The organism is Rhodococcus oxybenzonivorans, from assembly GCF_003130705.1.
Classification (GTDB): Bacteria; Actinomycetota; Actinomycetes; order Mycobacteriales; family Mycobacteriaceae; genus Rhodococcus_F; species Rhodococcus_F oxybenzonivorans.
Map to the genome: position 1 here is coordinate 5,611,304 of NZ_CP021354.1, position 18,745 is coordinate 5,630,048.

Consider the following 18,745-nt stretch of genomic DNA (forward strand, 5'->3'; position numbering starts at 1 on the left):
ACCACACCGACCACACGGGAGGCTCGGCGACCACGACGCCCGACTCTGTGCCGCTCTGCGGTACGCCGTGTCAGTAATGAGTATGTGCACGGTTTCACAGAAAGTCAATGGAGATCGAGGTGGGATACCGTCGGTTGCCGTCGCGGCGCCAATCGCGGCTCCTGGGCAGAGTTCATGGCGGAGATTCAGCACTCGCGCATCTCACGATGGTGCCAAGCACGCTCAGACGGCTAAATGATTCTTACTTTCATCCTAAAACCTTTGGCGCAAAGCATTCCGTGAAGACGGTTTACATCGTGAGGACCATGCGATAGCGCGCTCGTCCTTCCTCCATCGCGGCATAGGCCTCCGCGGCTCGGGCCAGTGGTCGTTCCTCGATTCGGGCGCGCACTCCCGACAAGACAGCGAATTGCATCGTCTCTTCGACGTCTCGGGCGGTACCGGAGGGGTGGCCGGTCACGGTGATGCCCGGAGTGATCAGTTGAAGCGGGCTGATGGGCAATGGCTCGGGCGTGACGCCGACGACCGTGAGTTCGCCGCGCGGAAGCAGCCCGCCGATCATCTCCCCCATCGCCTTCGAGTTCGCGGCGGTTGCCAGAATGACCGCCACGCCCCCCAGCGCCCGCAGAGCTTGACTGACGTCGCCGTCGGTGGAGTCGATGTAGTGGTGGGCGCCGAGTGCACGAGCGTCCTCGCGCTTGCCGGCACCACGGGCGACAGCGATCGTTTCAAATCCCATCGCCCGCGCGAACTGCACTCCGAGGTGGCCAAGACCGCCGATTCCAAGGATGGCAACCCGGTCACCCGGGACAGCCTTGGATTTCCGTAGCGCGTCGTAAGTTGTGACGCCGGCACAGCTCATCGGTGCTGCCTCAGTTAAGGAAAGTTCACTCGGTATCCGGGCGAGTGCGTTGGCAGGTACTGTCACCGACTCGGCGTAGCCTCCGGGGTATTGCCAACTCGGCACCTGCAGCTTCTCGCAGTAGATGAAGGCACCTTGACGGCAGGGAGTGCAGTGGCCGCAATGTCCCCCGAACCAACCTACCGAGACCCGGTCGCCAACTGTATAGTCGTCGACCCCAGCACCGAGTTCGGCAATCGTTCCGGCAATCTCATGCCCAGGGGTGAGGGGCCAGCACATGTCGGGGAATCCGCCGTTGACGAAGGCGTGGTCGGTACCGCAGACTCCGCAGGCAGAGACGGTGATCCGGACGTAATTAGGTGGGGGTGAAGTGGTTTCGACATCGACCACCGTCATCGGTTCGCCGGCGGACCGAACGTGAACAGCGTGATGAGTAGGCATGTAAATCCTCACTGTCGGGCCGGGCGCCGCTGTGCACGATGGCCGGCGTGCTCGTCGGAGAATGACAAGCGTTCGAATCCACCCTCGAATTGGGGTAGACGCTGCGACTCCGCAATCCGGCGCACCGCACGACGCCACAGGCAGAACAGAGTTGCCCGAGCCGAGTCTCGAGAGGACCCAGGCCGGCATCGTGAGCCATCGAAGCCCATACCTCAGTCAAACGCCTGAGCTGCGCTCCTGACAAGAGTGACAGAGATCAAAGCATCCGAGAGTGGGCCGAACCTCCGCGGGCATGAGCTCACAGAACATCGCCGTCGCCCGGTTGCCAGTTGAGAACCAGCTCCACGAGGCCGGGAAAACGTTCATTGAGGTCCTCGAGCCGAACGCGGCTACGGCGCTCGAGACCATGCTGCCGCTGCCGAATGACACCCGCTTCTCTGAGTGCCTTGAAGTGGTGGGTGAGGCTCGACTTGGGACGGTCGAAGCCGAACCAACCGCACGTGTGGTCGTACTCCTCCGAGTCGGTCAGGAGTCGCTTGACGATCGTAAGCCGCAGCGGGTCGGCAAGAACGCCCATCACTCGCTCCAGGCGTAGCGCGGATGTTGCCGGTTCAGGAAGCGCCGGCGGCAGAGCCGCCTCGCTCTCTGTCTTGCGGTAAGTCGGCGCGAGGTGGGTCATGAATCCACCATAGCCTAAGTACGAATCTTGTCGTACTATGAAGTACGAATAATTGCGTACTGGTACGACCAGTATCGAACAGGAGGACCTTCGCATGGAGGCATCAATCCCCCGACGGAAGCTGAAATGGTCGCTGGCGGCCGCAAGCACAGTGACAGCCATATTCGTACTGTCGAATGCGCCCACGCCGCTGTACGCGCGCTGGCAGGCTGCCTGGGGTTTCAGCTCCGGAACCTTGACCGTCGTTTTCGGCGCGTACATGGTTGGATTGATCGGCACACTCGTCGTCGCCGGTAAACTCGCCGACCGATACGGACGAAAGATCGTTCTCGTTCCCGGCCTGTTTGCCGCAGTAGTGGCGTCCTCACTCTTCCTGTTGGCCACCGACGTCTTATGGTTGTTCGCGGCCAGGCTCTTGGCGGGTGCCGCAGTAGGCGCGGCCGTCACCGCAGGGATGTCGGCAACGATCGACCTTGCACCTGAACACCGCCGCCGGGCGGGTTCCATGATCGCCTCTGCAGCAATGGTATTCGGGGCAGGGCTCGGCCCAATGCTCTCCGGTGCCCTTACACAAGCGGTGGATACGCCTCAGCTTTGGATATTCGGGATCGTGGTTTCCATATCCTTGTTTGCACTTGTTCTCGCAACGAAGCTACCGCTTCAACGCGCCATCGTAGAGCAACGCCCTTCTGATCCCCTATGGACGTGGCCTTCGGCTCCTCGGCCCAATCGACGCGAACTTACATGGGGGATCGCGGCCTTCGCCCCAGGAATAACGTCGACGTCCTTCTTTCTTTCCCTAGGTCCAACTGTCCTCGTTACCGGGATCGGCAATCGCAGTACCCTACTCGCCGGGGTGACGGCATGCAGCATGTTCCTGGTGGCCACCGGTATTCAGTTCGCCTTTGCCCGTTTTTCTTTCCGAACCCACCTTGCATTGAGTTCGATAGCCGCGATTGCCGCGATGTCGTCCCTCATAGTGAGCATTACCGTCGTATCGACACCCGCGGTGTTCGTCATTGCTGCGGGTCTTGCCGGTGCCGCGCAGGGCCTGGGGCAGCTGGCCGCCCTGACGCTGATAAGCACCCGGGTCCCATCACGAAACGGCGCGGAATCCAACGCGGCACTCAACATCGCCGGTTACATCCCGGCTGCTTTACTTCCCGTGGGAACCGGTTACCTCATACAGTTCACCTCCTTCCACTCGGCCGTCACCACCTTCGCCGGAATCGTCATCGTGTGCGCACTCATCGCACTTGTAGCCGTGCGGATCAGTACAGGTCGGCACTCAGGTAACGCTGTCCGAGGAAATGTAGCGATCTGCGAACAGGCCGACGACGCGATTCTGGTCTAAATCGGCTTCCATGACGGTCGGTACCGGCGCTGCAGGTGCGAGGTTCTGCTCGTCACTACTTCGGAGGCCGGCCGGCAACCCACGCGGCGATCTGCGTTCGCGACGTGAAGCCGAGCTTGGACAAAATATGTTCAACATGCCCTTGCGCCGTGCGTTGTGCGATGACCAACCGCTCGGCGATCTGTCTATTGGTCAACCCCTCTGCGACGAGGTTCGCCACTTCGCGTTCACGACGGGTCAATGCGACCGGGGTATCCGGCAGAGACGTCTTTGCACCCTGCGACTGCCTGCCGAGGGCGAACGCGACTGCCTCGTCGTCACCCAAATTCCGGCCATACAGAAGTTGCCGTTGGTATTCCCGCTCGGAAAGCGCCCGGCGAGTCCATTGTTCACACTCCCGCTGATAGTGAGTCTTGTCGAGGAAGGTCGAAACCGATCCGCCGATCTCGCGCCACATGCCTTCCGCTGCGCCGAGCAAGGTCGCGGCACGAACTGCATGGCGTTGGTCGGCTTCCACCCAAGCCAAGACTTGGAGGCACCGAGCGACGCCGACCTGGTCATCAACTTGGCTCGACAACCGTAGACCCTCCTCGAGCACAGACACAGCACCCGCCAGCTCACCTTCGATCCACAATGCCCATCCGCCGGTCATGCATGATCGTCCGCGGTACACGATTTCGCCGTGTTGTTCGGTCAGCGAATACATTTCCTCATGACACTGGTACCCGGTTCGCGCGTCACCTGTCGAGATGCTGCAAAACTCGAGACCTAACAGACTGGCGATACGACAGAAAAGGTAGTTCTCGTCGACCGCAGCGGTGACAGCGCTGTTGAACGACGCAGCGGCGCGCACCGGGTTGGCGCTGTACAGCGCCAGACATCCGGCGGCGAAATGTGCCAACGCGGGGAGCGAGCTATCGGGGCCTTGATCGGTCCCAGCATCAGCCTCGGCGAGTAGCGCCGCCTCGTCAGCGGTGTCGCCTTGCATGCCGGCGAGAACACTGGACTGGTAAAGAACTTTGGTGCGATCAACTGTGGGCTGCCTGTCGTGCGCCTGCAGAAGCCGTCCGAACCAGAGGCGGCCTTCGCTGAGGTGTCCCCGGGAGATCCAGTAAGGGAAGAGCGCGGACGCGATGTGTAGACCAGTTTCAGCTCCTTCCGGTGATTCTGAACAGAATCGCAGGATGTCTCGTAGGTTGGGCTGTTCGCGGTCGAGCCGGCGAATACAGTCCAGTTGCCGGGGGCTCACCCAGTCCGTCTCCGCTCCGATGACCAGTTTCTGGTACCAGCAGCGATGCCGTTCCCGCAGAACTGCGAGGCCGCCTAGTCGCTGGAGTTTTTCCCGCCCGTAGTCTCGCAGGGTTTCGAGGAGGCGGTAGCGGACCACCGAACCTGCTTCTTCCTTGATCACGATCGATTTGTCGACCAAGGCCGCAAGCAGGTCGAGTAGATCGGCCGACGCGATGGCGCCGGCACAAATGTCCTCGGCCGCATCGAGTTCGAAGCTGCCGGCGAATATCGTCAACCGCGCCCACAGTTGCTGTTCGTCGGGCGAGCACAGCTCGTAACTCCAATCGATAGACATTCGGAGTGTCTGCTGGCGACTCGGCGCCGCCCGACTGCCAAGTTTCAACAACTGAAGTCGATCGGTCAGTCGATCGAGCACTTGCTGCACGGACATCGCTCTCAAGCGCACCGCTGCCAGCTCGATGGAGAGCGGAAGCCCGTCCAGCCGCTGACAAATCGCAGTCACGGCGGACTGGTTCTCGGCCGTCAGTTCGAAGTCGGGTTGAACTGTCGTTGCCCGCTCGACGAAGAGCATGACGGATTCGTATTGTGGTAGCTCTCGAAGCGATGGAACACGCCGGTCATCCGGGACCGACAGCGGGGGTACGCGCAGCACCACCTCCCCGGCAAGTCCTACAGGCTCGCGACTCGTCGCCAGGATGCGCAGTCCCGGGCACGATCGCAACAGCGTATTTGCCTGTGCAGCCACCGCTTCGAGCAGATGCTCACAATTGTCTAAAACGAGAAGCAGCTGCTTGTCGGCGAGATACTCGGTGAGCGCCGACAGGGCGGAGTTACCCGATTGGTGGCGGCACCCCAGGGCCTCCGAGATGGTATTGGTCACCAGCTGCGCATCCCGCAGCTCCCCCAGCTCGACCAACCAGACTCCGTTCGCAAATCCTCGCCGCGCATCGTGGGCGACCCGAAGAGCAAGCCGCGTCTTGCCGACGCCGCCCATACCTGTGAGTGTGACGATCCTGGAGGCCGCGAGCTGTCGGCGTGTCTCAGCAATCTCGTGTCGGCGACCGACGAAGCCGGTCAAATCAAGGGGAAGGTTTCCAGCACTACCACGCCGCCGCGGCGAAGAGTCAGCACTGTTTCCGACTGCTGAGGCCACTTCTGCAGTATTCGGCGTTGCGTGGCCTGGAAGTGTGCGCCCACTCACCAGCCCGCCGGGCGAGGGAGGACCGACTGAGTCCTGCCGAGAACCGTTCGGTATCGCCATGTCGTCGACACGAAGGCCGTGTCGTGCCTGTGCAGTCTGCAGTTGGTGCCCGAATTCTTCGGCGGTGGCAAACCGGTTCGCCGGGTCGCGAGCCATCGCTCGTTCGACGATCTCCCGGACGTCACCTGGAACCTCCTGATCCTCGAGGCGAGGTACGGGTGCCGTGGTGATGCGAAGAAACTGGGCGACTACTTGCTCACCCTCTTGCCGTTCGAACGGTGCGTGCGCGGTGATGACGCAGAAAAGTGTCGTACCTAAGCTGTAGATGTCGGAAGCCGCGTTAGGGGGACCGCCGGCGAGGACCTCGGGGGCGGTGAAAGCCGGCGAGCCGGTGATAGTACCTTCCACGGTCTGGAAGGCACCGGCGATGTGAGCGATGCCGAAGTCGGTCAGCTGAGGGTCGTCGTAGTCGGTGAGCAGGATGTTCGCTGGCTTGACGTCGCGGTGCAGGACACCGACCCGGTGCGTGGCCTCCAGTGCACCCGCTATCTTCACGCCCAAGCGGAGTGCTTCGGACCAGCCCAGCGGGCCGGATAGTCGAAGCCGGGCCTGGAGTGAGTCTTGTGGATGGTATTGCATCACCAGGTAAGGACGCCCGCTGGCGGTCGAACCGACATTGAGAACGCTGACGATATTCGGGTGTCCTGTGAGGCGTCCCATCGCGCGTTGTTCGCGAAAGAAGCGGGCTCGATTCTCTTCGTCCAGATGTGCGGTCAGGACCTTCACCGCCACCGTTCGATCCAGCATCGGTTGTGTACAGCGGTACACCACGCCGAATCCACCGCGGCCGATTTCTCGGACGTCCTCGAAGCCGACCGCAGTCAATTCATCTGCGACCGCGTCTAGATCGGCGCGCTGTGTATCTTGCGATCCAGGTTCCGTCATCGGACTGCTTCAATCCGGAGGCTGACACAGCTTCCTCAGGAAATCCAGCGTACATTCACGCGGGTTCCAGAAGGACCTGTCACCCAATCTGCGATGCTAGGCGAGTTCGTTCCCGCTCCGTCGCAGTTCTACATGCCCAAGGTGCGCCGGGCCGTGAAGTCTCTCGTATGCCGCCTTTTCTGCTTCGTGTTGAGAGGCCTTCTTCGGATTCTCGAGATCGGGCGGTAATCCGTGACGCTCGAGTCGTCGTGCACGATTCTGGGCCATGTAGGACACCGCGTAGAAGAGGGCGAGCAGGAGGCCGAGCAGAATCATCGAGCCGCGCAACCACAAGGGACCGGGAAAAAGCAGGAAGGCGGCGAAGACGGGGATGAACGGCACCATGCTGCGTACGAGGTGCCGTGGAACCGCCCGATCCCCTGTCAGGTCGTTTCGAACCCAGTCCTGCATCGAGTGAGGGAGTTTGCGGCCTAGTGCGTATCCGAGCCATTGGATCGGGCTCGGCCGTGTGCGTTCGGTCTGTCGCGACATCACGAATCCTGTTCACATTGCGCTGAGGTTGATATCGACGCCTGGGCCGTCAGTGGTCCAGCGCTCCCGCTCGAAGCGCGGCTTGATTGATTCGGGTGAGGATCTTGTGGAGTTCTTCGAGTTCGGTCAAGCTGACGCCGAGCTTGTCGATGACGGCCGGCGGAATTTTTTCGGCCTCGGCACGGAGTGCAACTCCGGCATCGGTCAACTCGACGTTCAGTTGCCGCTCGTCGGCCCGGCTGCGGGTCCTCGTGATCAATCCGGAAGCCTCGAGGCGTTTGAGGAGCGGCGAGAGGGTTGGGGAATCGAGTTGCAAGGCTGTGCCGATCTCCTTGACAGCCATCGGCGACTTCCCCCAGAGGGCGAGCATCACCAGGTACTGCGGATGGGTCAACCCCATCGGCTCGAGCAGTGGACGGTAGACGGAGAGCACGGCTCGGTTCGCGATGGCGAGCGCAAAACACACCTGCCGATCGAGCGCGAGCAAGTCGTTACCCGCGATTCGCTGGTCACTGTCCAAGGTCATAAGATCACGATACCAGAATGGTTAGTGCGATAATTAATATTGCACTAACCATTCTGGCCGGTTCACGGGAGTGAATCGATGAGGACGCCCAGCTCCGTGCGAGGCCCCGAGAAGAAGGGCGTCTCCAGCCGAACATGACGACGCGCGTCCGTCGCGCGCAAATCCCGCATCATGTCCACGATTCGACTGGGATCAGACGCCTCGAACGCCAGGATCCATTCGTAGTCACTCAACCCGAAGGAACTCACGGTATTGACCCGCACGTCCGCGTAGTTGCGGGCCGCACGACCGTGCTCGGCAAGCTGGCGGCGCCGTTCCGGGTCCGGCAGCAGATACCACTCCAGTGACCGATTGAACGGGTACACACAGACGTACCGCCCCGGTTGCTCATCGGCCACGTAGGCGGCGATGTGACTGCGGTTGAATTCGGCGGGCCGGTGAAGCGCGGCCGCACTCCACACCGGGGCGCATGCGCGCCCGAGGGAGCAACGCCGAAAATGCGAGTACGCGCGTTGCAATTCCTCGACGGACTCGGCATGCGTCCAGATCATGAAATCAGCGTCTGCGCGCAGACCCGAGACGTCGTAGATACCGCGGACGGTGACACCCAATTCTGCGAACCCGTCGAAGGCGGCCTGCGCGTCCTCGGCAACGCCGCCCCGCAGGTCCGGAAGTGCACCTGCGGTCACCTTGAAAACCGTGAACATCATGTAGCGGACCCGTTGGTTGAGTTCGTTGATGCGAGAGCGCGACACGGCTGATTACTTCTCGACCGGTACGCCGACCAACGAGCCGTATTCGACCCACGAGCCGTCGTAGTTTCGAACTTCGGAATAGCCCAGCAGTTCGTGGAGTACGAACCAGCTGTGTGCCGAACGTTCTCCGATTCTGCAGTAGACGATGATGTCGCTCACCTCGTCAAGACCCGCATCGGCGTAGAGGGCGCGGAGGTCGTCATCTGGCAGAAAGGTGCCGTCGTCGGCTGCCGTCTTGGACCACGGAACGTTGACAGCCGTCGGAATATGCCCGGCAACCTGCGGTTGTTCTTGCGGGTAATGCGCCGGGGCGAGGATCTTGCCTGAGAATTCGTCGGGAGAGCGGACGTCGACAATGCTCGACCTTCCGATTTGGTCGATGACCTCGTCGCGGTGCGCGCGAATCCCGGACACCGGTTCCGAGGCGACGTAGTTGGTGCCCGGTCGGATGACGTCTTCGCGCGAGAGCGGGCGTCCGTCGAGTTCCCACTTCTTGCGTCCGCCGTCGAGCAACCGCACGTCTCGGTGCCCGTACAGCTTGAAGTACCAGTAGGCGTAGGCGGCGAACCAGTTGTTGTTTCCGCCGTACAGAATCACCGTATCGCTGTTCGCGATACCTTTGGCGGACAGAAGCTTTTCGAACGATCGCTTGTCGATGAAGTCGCGGCGGACCGGATCTTGCAGATCGCGCTTCCAGTCGATACGAACAGCGCCGTCGATGTGGTTGATGTCGTATTGCGCGGTGTCCTCGTCCACCTCCACCAGTACGACATCAGAGTCCTGCCCGTGGTCGACGACCCAGTCGGCGTCGACCAGAAAAGTACTTCTGCTCATGTTCATCCTTCACTCGGGCAAATAGGTAGTGCATACATAGTTAGCACACGATCTATTCGTGCGCTATATTTTGGGTCACCCTACTTGGAGGACCATCGATGACGACACCGAGAACCCGCCCCACCGCGGTGAAGCCCCTACGAAAAGAGGGGCAGTGGGCACAGGGCGAACGCGAGCCCCTCAACGTAAACGAAAAGGTGAAGCAGGACGACGACGGCCTCAATGTCCGTAAGCGGATCGAGGAGGTGTACTGCCACACCGGTGTCGCCGGGATCGACCCGACTGATCGACGCAGTCGCTTTCGCTGGTGGGGCCTCTACACCCAGCGAGCACCAGGCATCGACGGTGGTCGAACCGCCACCCTGACCCCTGAGGAGCTCGAGGACGAGCACTTTATGCTCCGGATCCGAATCGACGGTGGGGCTCTGACAACCGAGCAGCTAAGGGTCGTCGGCGAAGTCTCCAGGCAATTCGCCCGCGATACAGCGGATTTGACCGACCGTCAGAACATTCAGCTCCACTGGATTCGAGTAGAGGATTTGCCGGAGATCTGGCGTCGACTCGAAGGTGTCGGCCTGACGACCGCAGAATCCGCGGGGGACACTCCCCGTGTCGTACTCGGTTCACCCATGGCCGGAATCGCTGCCGACGAAGTCCTCGACGCTACGCCGGCCGTACATGAAATCACCCGACGGTTGATCGCCAACCCTGAGTATTCCAACTTGCCTCGCAAGTTCAAGACCGCCATCTCCGGACTGCAGGACGTGGTTCACGAAATCAACGATGTCGCGTTCATCGGGGTCGAACACCCGGACTTCGGCCCGGGACTCGACGTCTGGGTCGGCGGTGGGCTCTCGACGAATCCTCGGATCGGGGAGCGCCTGGGCGCCTGGGTGCCGCTCGAGGACGTGCCCGACGTGTGGATCGGCATCGTGTCCCTCTTTCGTGACCACGGGTACCGACGCCTGCGAGCGAAGGCGCGGCTCAAGTTTCTGGTGGCGGACTGGGGCGTCGAAAAGTTCCGCAACGTACTGGAGCAGGAGTACCTCGGACGGCCGATGGCAGATGGGCCCGCGCCGGAGCCGCTCGACGAACCACGCGACCACGTCGGAATTCAGCGCCAAAAGAATGGTCTCCACGCGGTAGGAATCGCACCCGTCGTCGGCAGGGTCGGCGGAAGCATGCTCATCGCCCTCGCGGATGCCGCCGAAGCCGCCGGGTCGCGTCGAGTCCGCATCACCCCGATGCAGAAACTCGTGATCCTCGATGTGCCTGGCAAGCAGATCGGCCCACTGCAATCCGACCTCGAAACCCTCGGATTCCCGTCGCGGCCGACGCGGTGGCGTCGAAGCACCATGGCGTGCACCGGCATCGAATTCTGCAAGTACGGAATCGTCGAGACCAAGGCGCGGGCGGCCACCGTCATCACCGAGGTCGAACAACGCCTGACCGATATCGAGGATCAGCTCGAACGCCCGATCACTCTGCATTTCAACGGTTGCCCGAATTCCTGCGCACGGATACAAGTCGCAGACATCGGCCTCAAAGGAATGATCGTCACCGACGCCGACTCGAACCAGGTAGAGGGATTCCAGGTGCATCTCGGGGGAAGCCTCGGCTTGGACACAAGCTTCGGACGCAAGGTGCGTGGCCACAAACTGCCTGCGACCGAGGTCGCCGACTACGTCGAACGCGTGGTTCGCCGCTATGTCGCCGACCGCAACGAAGCAGAAGAGTTCGCGTCCTGGGTGCAGCGCGCCGCGGAATCCGCTCTCACATGATTCGGCATCGCGCCGGCATCCTCAAAATGGACGGTTATCTACCCGGGCGCGTCGGGCCACTCGCTCGTCCAACAGCGATACTTGCATCGAACGAATCACCCTTCCCCCCGCTGGAGAGGGTGCAGGCGGCGATCCGCACCAGCATTACGCACGCGAACCGCTACCCCGACTTCACAAGCAGCGACCTGACCGGCGCTCTCGCGCAACGATGGCATCTCCCGGCCGATCACGTCGTCGTCGAAAGCGGATCGAGCACCCTGCTGCGCAACATCGTGATCGCCTGCGCGGGCCCCGAAACCGATGTCGTCTGCCCGTGGCCGTCCTTCCCGAGTTACGAACACGCTGCGCAATTAGTGGGCGCGACACCCATTCGAGCTGCGCTCACCTCCGAGTACCGACTCGACCTCAACCGCATCGCCGCCGCAATCACCGACCGCACACGTGTGGTGTTCCTGTGCCTTCCCAACAACCCCACCGGCACGACCGTCGATCATGCCGCCCTCGAATCCTTCTTGGAGTCTGTGCCCGAGGATCTAGTAGTCGTGGTCGACGAATGCTATCGCGAGTTCGTCACCGATCCGAACGCGGCCAGCGGTACGAGACTTCTCGGCCGGTTTCCCAACGCTGTCGTCCTGAAGTCACTGTCGAAGTCGGCAGGTTTGGCCGGGCTGCGTATCGGTTATGCACTGTCGTCCCCGGAGGTCTGTGCTCTCCTCAGGGCGGTACAGGTTCCTTTCTCCGTCTCGTCTGTCGCCCAGGCTGCTGCCCTCGCATGTCTTGAACCCGAGGTGACGAGTGCGCTCGAATCCCGAATCACCGAAACGGTGTCGGAGCGAAGCCGGATTTCTCGCGCGTTGTCGGCCGAGGGAGTCGAGGTCGTCCCCAGCCAGGCGAATTTCTTGTTCCTCCCCCGACAATACGGTGCCATGACGAAGGTCCGACGGCTGGCGGATCGCAGTGTGCTCGTCCGACAGGTCGGACCCGAGGGAATTCGAGTCTCCATAGGCAGCCGACGCGAGAACGAACATCTACTCGCGTGCGTTGACGACTTGCTCAACCGGTAGGTCGCGGGCCGTTAGACACCAGATGAGCTCCCTCTTCCGCGCACAATCGCAGTCGAGCCAGAGCGGAGTCCAGGGCAGTCTTCTACCGGCGCACAGCCGCGGCATGATGTACGCGGACGGGCCAACCCCGTCAGTCGACGTGACACCATCCGGGTACTTCCCGCACCCGGGATTCTGCACCGAAACTGAGACTGCGTGCCATCGACCGCGCGGGGAGCGCTGCGACAGAACGGTCGGGGTTTCGAGGCGTGGCCCCATGGAACCGACCGGACGCGGCACTGAGGCTGTCGGCTGCCTCGGATAGACATACCGTGCTAACTATGGGCACGGTTCCGCCCGCCTCACCTCCCCGTTTCGGATGCCTGTCCGTACCGACCACAGGCAGGGACGAGGCCGTCGCACACTTTGACGTGCACAAAGACACCTCCACATCGCTGTAGCTATCCCGAACGGGGGTTGACTCAATCGACGTCTGTACGGCATCCTTATCGATATCGGAACACCGTGCCGCTATACGGCACACACGAAGGGTTGAGTCCTATGACTGCTGTAGTTGGCGACGTCGAGTCGCCCGGAAGCGAATATCTCACCGAAGAGCGTCTCGCGATTCAGGCAATGGCACGGGAATTCGCCGCCAAGGAAGTACTGCCGGTGGCGAACGAACTCGACCCGATCAAGGGCGACATCCCAATGGAACTGCGCCGGAAGATGGCGGATCTGGGATTCTTCGGTGTCCTCATTCCGGAGGAGTACGGTGGACTGGGCCTCGGGGTCTTCGAGTACGCCGTCATCGTCGAGGAACTCGCCCGCGCGTGGATGAGTGTGTCGAGTTTGATTGCTCGTGGGCAGCAGTTCACGGCGGGGTTCACCGAGGAGCAGCGCCGAAAGTACCTACCGCGCATGGCGACTGGAGAATTCCTCAGCGCGTTTGCTCTTTCCGAGCCCGATGCAGGATCCGATGTGGCAGCTCTGTCGACAAGGGCGTCCAGGGACGCAGACGGGTGGCGGATCAGCGGCCAGAAGATGTGGTGCACGTTCGCCGACGGAGCCGACTACCTTCAGGTTTTTGCGCGTACCGCACCGCTCAATCGGGAACATCGCTCCCGGGGAATCAGTTGCTTCATCATGCCGAAACCTCGCGGGGAGCTGCCTGAGGGCGTGACAGGTACCCCGGTGCGCAAGATCGGTTACCACGGATGGCGAACGTGGGAGCTTTCGTTCGACAACGCATACGCCGCATCCGATGCCCTGGTCGGGCCGGAGGGCGAAGGTTTCAAAGTCGCCATGGGAGACCTGGAGACCGCCCGGGTTCATACCGCCGCACGAGCGATCGGTGTCGCCAGGGGGGCGCTCGAGGACTCGATTTCCTATGTGCAGCAGCGTGTTCAGTTTGGCCGGCCAATCGGGGACAACCAGGCAATACGATTCAAGATCGCACACATGGCCACCGAGGTAGAGGCAGCGCGTTCACTGATGTATCGCGTATGCGCGGCAGTCGACGCGGGGAAGTCGAGCCCGGTGGAGGCGTCCATGGTCAAGTATTTCGCGACGGAAATGGCCGAGCGGGTAACCAGCGAGGCACTTCACATTCACGGTGGTGCTGGCTACACCACCGATTTCGCCGTCGAACGGCACTGGCGGGACGCGAAGCTGACAAAAATCTTCGAGGGCACCTCAGAGATCCAGTTGAAGATCATCTCGGACTCGATCCTCGGAAGGCCGGCGCGATGAAATCCCCGACCGAGGGACCACTGAACGATGTGGTGGTGGTCGACCTGACCACAATGCTCGCCGGCCCTTTCGCCACCATGGTCTTGGCGGATCTGGGCGCCGACGTGATCAAGGTCGAACCGCCTCACGGTGATTTCATCCGAGCACAGGGACCGTTCGCACCCGACGACGAATTACGCGCGTTCGGCGGATATTTCCAGAGCGTCAATCGCAACAAACGCGGGGTCGTGCTCGACCTCACCACCGAAGCGGGTTGCTCCTCGCTGCTCGAACTCGTCGCCCACGCCGACGTCGTCGTGGAGAACTTTCGTCACGGGGTCATGGACCGGCTCGGACTGTCGTACGAGCGTCTCCGCGAAGCCAATCCGCACCTGGTGTACGCGGCGATCCGCGGATTCGGTGACGAACGCACCGGCAGCAGCCCGATGCGGGACTGGCCCGCCTACGACATCACCGTCCAAGCTCTCAGTGGCCTGATGGAAATCACAGGCGAACCCGGCCGCCCCCCGATCAAGACGGGTCCCGGGCTCGGTGATACCGTGCCGGCACTGTTTGCGGCTATCGGCGTGCTTTCGGCCGTGCACCGTGCGCGTCGCGACGGGGTGGGTAGTTTCGTTGACGTATCGATGTACGACGCCATGCTGGCAATGTGCGAACGAACCGTGTACCAGCACTCCTACACAGGTGATGTGCCGACGCGTCAAGGAAATAGCCATCCCCTGCTCTGTCCTTTCGATGTTGTCCCCGCCGCTGATGGGTGGGTCAGTATCGCTGCGCCGGGCAATAATCACTGGAAGCAACTCTGCGTGGTGATCGGTCGCCCCGAGTTGGCAACCGACAGTCGCACATTGGACAACGTCAGGCGACTCGCCAATCGTGACTTCACCATGTCTGCGATCACCGAGTGGACCACCACGCGGACCAAGAATCAGATCATAGAAGCACTTGGCGGCAAGGTGCCTGTCGCGCCGGTCAATACCATCGAAGACATCTACACCGATCCACATGTACACGCCCGAAACATGCTGGTCGAGGTCGAGCATCCCGGCGTACCCCGTCCGCTGACGATCGCCAATACCCCGATCAAATTCGCGGATGCTCCCCCGACCCGCCTTCGGCGAGCACCACTGCTCGGCGAACATACCGACGAAGTGTTGGGCCGGCCCGAGAGCACCACAGCCATCTACCAACTCGAAGAAACAAGATAGGGAGATTCAATGACGAAAACGCAACGACCGCGGCGGTCCTGCCTCGCAGTCCCCGGCTCGAGCCCGAAGATGATCGAGAAGGCGAAGGGCCTCGACGCTGATCAGGTCTTTCTCGACCTCGAAGACGCCTGCGCACCACTCGCGAAGCCCGGCGCACGAAAAACCATTGTCGCCGCACTCAACGAAGGCGGCTGGGGATCGAAGATTCGCGTAGTGCGAGTCAACGACCTCACCACCCATTGGACCTACCGAGACGTGGTGGAGGTCGTCGAGGGAGCGGGTGAGAACCTCGACTGCATCATGCTTCCCAAGGTGCAGTCCGCAGCACAGATCGCTTGGCTGGACCTGACTTTGACGCAGATCGAAAAGACTATGGGGTTCGAGGTCGGGCGTATCGGCATCGAAGCGCAGATCGAGGATGCCGCCGGACTGATCAACGTCGACGAGATCGCGGCCGCTTCGGCGCGCACCGAAACAATTATCTTCGGACCGGCAGACTTCATGGCAAGCATCAATATGAAGTCACTGGTCATCGGTGAGCAGCCCCCAGGCTACGAGATCGGGGATGCATTCCACTACCCGCTTATGCGGATCTTGATGGCGGCTCGGGCAAACGGGCTACAGGCGATCGACGGTCCCTACGTGCAAATCCGAAACGTCGACGGCTTCCGCCAGGTAGCCGGCCGCGCCGCCGCCCTCGGCTACGACGGAAAATGGGTGCTGCACCCTGGCCAGATCGAGGCGGCCAACCATACCTTCAGTCCCGCACAAGCCGACTACGACCATGCCGAGAACATTCTCGCCGCCTACGAGTGGTTTACCTCTGATCGAGGGGGCCGCAAGGGCGCCGTCATGCTCGGCGACGAGATGATCGATGAAGCTTCCCGCAAGATGGCCCTGGTCATCGCAGGTCAGGGCCGCGCCGCGGGCATGGAACGCCTCGACGTGTGGCAGGCCGAACCCGAAACCGTGAAGACTGGAGTCTGAACATGACAACCATCGAAAAAGAACAGAACATGCAGTTCGGCCGTTACCTGGAGGACTTCGAGGTCGGCGCCATTTACAAGCACTGGCCAGGCAAGACCGTCACCGAGTACGACGACCACTTGTTCTGTCTCCTCACGATGAACCACCATCCCTTGCACATCAACAGTCACTTCGCCGACGAGACGACCGATTTCGGCCGCAACGTGGTGGTGGGCAACTACATCTATTCGCTGCTGCTCGGCATGTCGGTACAGGATGTCTCCGGCAAGGCGATCGCCAACCTCGAGATCGAATCACTGCGGCACGTCAAACCCACGTTCCACGGTGACACGATCTACGGTGAAACACAGGTCCTGGACGTTACCCCCTCGAAGTCGAAGGCGGACCGGGGCGTCGTGTACGTCGAAACCCGTGGCTACAAGCAGGACGGGCAAGTCGTGTGCATTTTCAGACGCAAAGTTCTCGTACCCACGCGAAGCTACGGTGACACACACGGCGGCGATCAACCCGCTCGCCCCGTGCCACACGCGTAGTCGACTGCGCGGGATCATTCACACCCTCGTCGTCGGTGACCAACCGGCAAGCTCGATTGTGCCGGACCGATATGGGTATTTCGTTCCCCCGCTCGTCCCGGAGTGGGCTGGGTGTCCACCCGATCAGTGAAGCACCCAGCCCGCCCCATGGACGTTCATACGCCAGCCGCACCGAACCCCGATTCGGCTGTGCTTGACAGAGATCGCTGAGGCGATCGACGCTATAAAGCAGAAACGCTGTGCCGATGTGCGGCCTCACCGAGACGTGACCGGCGGCCACGCGGTGCACACTCGAAGAAGGAAGCACCATGCGAGAACGGTACGGAGCGTTCGTCGGCGGACATGACGAGCCCACCAAGGGTGGGAAGTACTTTTCCACCCGCGACCCCGCAACAGGCGAGGTCATCGCCGAGGTTGCGCTCGGTCAGGCGGAAGACATCGACTCAGCTGTCGCCGTAGCGCAGGGCGCCTTCGCCTCATGGCGTGATACTCCGGCCGCCACCCGCGGTCGTATCCTGCTCGAGATAGCTCGCACACTGCGGCTACACGCGGAGGACCTCGCCCGAATCGAAACGCTGGACACTGGTCAGACGCTCTCGCAGTCGAAGATAGATATCGAGACCGCCGCACGATACTTCGAGTACTACGGTGGAGCCGCAGACAAGGTCCACGGCGAGACGATTCCACTCGGACCCGACTATCTCTCGTATACCCGTAATGAACCGTTCGGTGTCATCGGTGTCGTCACCCCATGGAACGCGCCGATCAACCAGGCCGCGCGGGCGATTGCCCCGGCGCTCGCGATGGGCAATGTGGTGGTTCTCAAACCCGCGGAAGACACACCACTGTCTGCCCTCGAGATGAGCCGCTTCGCCGTGGAAGCCGGATTACCCGCGGGCATCCTGAATGTCGTCCCCGGGTTTGGCGCCGACGCAGGCGCTGCGCTGACAGGCCACGACCTCGTCCGCAAGGTTGTCTTCACCGGTTCAGTCGAAACTGGCCGGGCCATTATGCGAGCCGCCGCCCGACGACTGATTCCGCTTACTCTCGAGTTGGGCGGTAAGTCGCCCAACATAGTTTTCAGCGACGCCGACCTCGACGCCGCGGCGGCAGGCGCGTGGACTGCCTTCACCACCAAGGCTGGACAGGTGTGTTCTGCCGGCAGCCGGTTACTCGTGCATTCATCAGTGCACGACGAGTTGGTCGACAGGCTCGTCCTTCAAGCGAAGACTACGGTCATTGGACCGGGCATCGAGGACCCCGACATCGGATCCTTGGCCACCCGCGGCCAATTCGACAAGGTCCGCTCCTATCTCGAGCTGGGACCCCGTGAAGGTGCACGCGTCGCGACAGGGGGAAAAGTGGCCGACACCGGACGGCTCGGCCGCGGGTTGTTCATCGAGCCGACAGTCTTCGTCGACGTCGATAACACCATGCGCGTGGCCCGCGAAGAAATTTTCGGCCCAGTGCTGACCGTGCTCCGATTCGAGTCTGACCGAGAGGCCGTCGAAATCGCCAACGACAGCGACTACGGACTTGTCGCGGGCGTGTGGACCCAAGATCTCGGCCGAGCTCACCGTGTCGCCGGTGCGATCGAGGTGGGCCAGGTGTTCATCAACGAGTACTTCGCTGGTGGTGTCGAAACCCCGTTCGGAGGCTATAAAACAAGCGGGTTCGGGAGAGAGAAGGGCTTTGAGGCACTCAAGCACTACTGCCAACTGAAGACAGTCACCGCCCGCCTGTGATGGCGTTCGAAAACACCGCTGCGCCGCGAGCCGGAAAGGTCAGGCGCCGAGAGGACTAACGCTGCCGCCCGTACCGATGAGCAGTGGAGCCACGGACGTGAGCTCGAATGCTCCTACTTCTCCTGTTGTCGGTTCACCATCTCGGTGATCCAGACCGGCGCGAAGGGTGAGGTGCAGTTCGGGGGCGTCGGGTAATCCTCGAGCACGTGCAGCCGCTCGCCGATGTCGATGGCGCGTGCTCGGTGCTCGGCGTGCTCGATTCCGATTTGCGCCAAGCAGGAATTCATCGCCCACTGCAGGCGATCCGGAGGTTGGTG

Annotated in this window: 15 protein-coding genes and 1 pseudogene; 8 read left to right on the forward strand and 8 right to left on the reverse strand. The window is 61.8% G+C overall.

Annotation, left to right across the window (positions count from 1 at the left end):
* Positions 1-289: 289 nt before the first annotated feature.
* Both CBI38_RS26030 and CBI38_RS26035 read right to left on the reverse strand, forming a co-directional pair.
* Positions 290-1,303, reverse strand: a complete 1,014-nt coding sequence (locus CBI38_RS26030) for an alcohol dehydrogenase catalytic domain-containing protein (protein ID WP_109333434.1) — start codon at positions 1,301-1,303, stop codon at positions 290-292.
* 298 nt (positions 1,304-1,601) lie between these two features.
* A complete protein-coding gene (locus CBI38_RS26035) occupies positions 1,602-1,982 on the reverse strand; it encodes an ArsR/SmtB family transcription factor (RefSeq protein ID WP_109333436.1) in 381 nt (126 codons plus the stop codon).
* A gap of 94 nt (positions 1,983-2,076) precedes the next feature.
* Between CBI38_RS26035 and CBI38_RS26040 the strand changes: the two genes are divergently transcribed.
* Positions 2,077-3,336 carry an MFS transporter gene (locus CBI38_RS26040; protein ID WP_109333438.1) on the forward strand — a complete coding sequence of 420 codons (1,260 nt, stop codon included), beginning with the start codon at positions 2,077-2,079 and terminating at the stop codon, positions 3,334-3,336.
* Positions 3,337-3,391: 55 nt separating this feature from the next.
* On the opposite strand, the gene CBI38_RS26045 is transcribed toward CBI38_RS26040, so the two are convergent.
* The 5 genes from CBI38_RS26045 to CBI38_RS26065 form a co-directional block, all read right to left on the reverse strand.
* Positions 3,392-6,733, reverse strand: coding sequence for a protein kinase domain-containing protein (locus CBI38_RS26045; protein ID WP_109333440.1), 3,342 nt, complete (start codon positions 6,731-6,733; stop codon positions 3,392-3,394).
* Between the two features lie 96 nt (positions 6,734-6,829).
* Complete coding sequence (locus CBI38_RS26050; protein WP_109333442.1) at positions 6,830-7,264, reverse strand: DUF5313 family protein; 435 nt, start codon at positions 7,262-7,264, stop codon at positions 6,830-6,832.
* Between the two features lie 49 nt (positions 7,265-7,313).
* Positions 7,314-7,790: a MarR family winged helix-turn-helix transcriptional regulator gene (locus CBI38_RS26055; RefSeq protein WP_109333444.1), complete on the reverse strand. Its 477-nt coding sequence runs from the start codon at positions 7,788-7,790 to the stop codon at positions 7,314-7,316.
* A gap of 62 nt (positions 7,791-7,852) precedes the next feature.
* Positions 7,853-8,545: a hydrogen peroxide-dependent heme synthase gene (gene hemQ / locus CBI38_RS26060; protein WP_109333446.1), complete on the reverse strand. Its 693-nt coding sequence runs from the start codon at positions 8,543-8,545 to the stop codon at positions 7,853-7,855.
* A gap of 6 nt (positions 8,546-8,551) precedes the next feature.
* Positions 8,552-9,379, reverse strand: a complete 828-nt coding sequence (locus tag CBI38_RS26065; RefSeq protein ID WP_109335369.1) for a sulfurtransferase — start codon at positions 9,377-9,379, stop codon at positions 8,552-8,554.
* A 98-nt stretch (positions 9,380-9,477) separates the two neighbouring features.
* On the opposite strand from CBI38_RS26065, the gene CBI38_RS26070 reads away from it, so the two are divergent.
* The 7 genes from CBI38_RS26070 (at position 9,478) to CBI38_RS26100 (ending at position 18,428) form a co-directional block, all read left to right on the forward strand.
* Positions 9,478-11,160: a nitrite/sulfite reductase gene (locus CBI38_RS26070; RefSeq protein WP_109333448.1), complete on the forward strand. Its 1,683-nt coding sequence runs from the start codon at positions 9,478-9,480 to the stop codon at positions 11,158-11,160.
* The gene (locus CBI38_RS26075; RefSeq protein WP_109333450.1) at positions 11,157-12,224 is read left to right on the forward strand and encodes an aminotransferase class I/II-fold pyridoxal phosphate-dependent enzyme; all 1,068 of its coding nucleotides are present in this window, start codon (positions 11,157-11,159) and stop codon (positions 12,222-12,224) included. Before CBI38_RS26070 ends, CBI38_RS26075 begins: the two co-directional genes overlap by 4 nt.
* A 540-nt stretch (positions 12,225-12,764) precedes the next feature.
* Complete coding sequence (locus CBI38_RS26080; RefSeq protein WP_109333452.1) at positions 12,765-13,955, forward strand: acyl-CoA dehydrogenase family protein; 1,191 nt, start codon at positions 12,765-12,767, stop codon at positions 13,953-13,955.
* Positions 13,952-15,163, forward strand: a complete 1,212-nt coding sequence (locus CBI38_RS26085; RefSeq protein WP_109333454.1) for a CaiB/BaiF CoA transferase family protein — start codon at positions 13,952-13,954, stop codon at positions 15,161-15,163. The genes CBI38_RS26080 and CBI38_RS26085 overlap by 4 nt, the downstream gene beginning before the upstream one ends.
* A gap of 9 nt (positions 15,164-15,172) precedes the next feature.
* Positions 15,173-16,150 carry an HpcH/HpaI aldolase/citrate lyase family protein gene (locus CBI38_RS26090; RefSeq protein WP_109333456.1) on the forward strand — a complete coding sequence of 326 codons (978 nt, stop codon included), beginning with the start codon at positions 15,173-15,175 and terminating at the stop codon, positions 16,148-16,150.
* Between the two features lie 2 nt (positions 16,151-16,152).
* The gene (locus CBI38_RS26095; RefSeq protein WP_204164825.1) at positions 16,153-16,683 is read left to right on the forward strand and encodes a MaoC family dehydratase; all 531 of its coding nucleotides are present in this window, start codon (positions 16,153-16,155) and stop codon (positions 16,681-16,683) included.
* A gap of 308 nt (positions 16,684-16,991) precedes the next feature.
* Complete coding sequence (locus tag CBI38_RS26100) at positions 16,992-18,428, forward strand: aldehyde dehydrogenase family protein (protein WP_109333458.1); 1,437 nt, start codon at positions 16,992-16,994, stop codon at positions 18,426-18,428.
* A gap of 113 nt (positions 18,429-18,541) precedes the next feature.
* Here the strand turns inward: CBI38_RS26100 and CBI38_RS26105 are convergent.
* Positions 18,542-18,736, reverse strand: a pseudogene (locus CBI38_RS26105) (DNA alkylation repair protein); the annotation flags it as partial.
* Between the last annotated feature and the right edge of the window lie 9 nt (positions 18,737-18,745).

What these genes read in the sequence shown, in the direction of transcription:
- CBI38_RS26095 (WP_204164825.1), top strand. Translation starts at nt 16,153, where the DNA reads ATGACAACCATCGAAAAAGAACAGAACATGCAGTTCGGCCGTTACCTG.
- CBI38_RS26080 (WP_109333452.1), top strand. Translation starts at nt 12,765, where the DNA reads ATGACTGCTGTAGTTGGCGACGTCGAGTCGCCCGGAAGCGAATATCTC.
- CBI38_RS26065 (WP_109335369.1), bottom strand. Translation starts at nt 9,379, where the DNA reads ATGAGCAGAAGTACTTTTCTGGTCGACGCCGACTGGGTCGTCGACCAC.
- CBI38_RS26030 (WP_109333434.1), bottom strand. Translation starts at nt 1,303, where the DNA reads ATGCCTACTCATCACGCTGTTCACGTTCGGTCCGCCGGCGAACCGATG.
- CBI38_RS26050 (WP_109333442.1), bottom strand. Translation starts at nt 7,264, where the DNA reads ATGTCGCGACAGACCGAACGCACACGGCCGAGCCCGATCCAATGGCTC.
- CBI38_RS26055 (WP_109333444.1), bottom strand. Translation starts at nt 7,790, where the DNA reads ATGACCTTGGACAGTGACCAGCGAATCGCGGGTAACGACTTGCTCGCG.
- CBI38_RS26100 (WP_109333458.1), top strand. Translation starts at nt 16,992, where the DNA reads ATGCGAGAACGGTACGGAGCGTTCGTCGGCGGACATGACGAGCCCACC.
- CBI38_RS26075 (WP_109333450.1), top strand. Translation starts at nt 11,157, where the DNA reads ATGATTCGGCATCGCGCCGGCATCCTCAAAATGGACGGTTATCTACCC.
- CBI38_RS26085 (WP_109333454.1), top strand. Translation starts at nt 13,952, where the DNA reads ATGAAATCCCCGACCGAGGGACCACTGAACGATGTGGTGGTGGTCGAC.
- CBI38_RS26090 (WP_109333456.1), top strand. Translation starts at nt 15,173, where the DNA reads ATGACGAAAACGCAACGACCGCGGCGGTCCTGCCTCGCAGTCCCCGGC.
- CBI38_RS26035 (WP_109333436.1), bottom strand. Translation starts at nt 1,982, where the DNA reads ATGACCCACCTCGCGCCGACTTACCGCAAGACAGAGAGCGAGGCGGCT.
- CBI38_RS26070 (WP_109333448.1), top strand. Translation starts at nt 9,478, where the DNA reads ATGACGACACCGAGAACCCGCCCCACCGCGGTGAAGCCCCTACGAAAA.
- CBI38_RS26045 (WP_109333440.1), bottom strand. Translation starts at nt 6,733, where the DNA reads ATGACGGAACCTGGATCGCAAGATACACAGCGCGCCGATCTAGACGCG.
- CBI38_RS26040 (WP_109333438.1), top strand. Translation starts at nt 2,077, where the DNA reads ATGGAGGCATCAATCCCCCGACGGAAGCTGAAATGGTCGCTGGCGGCC.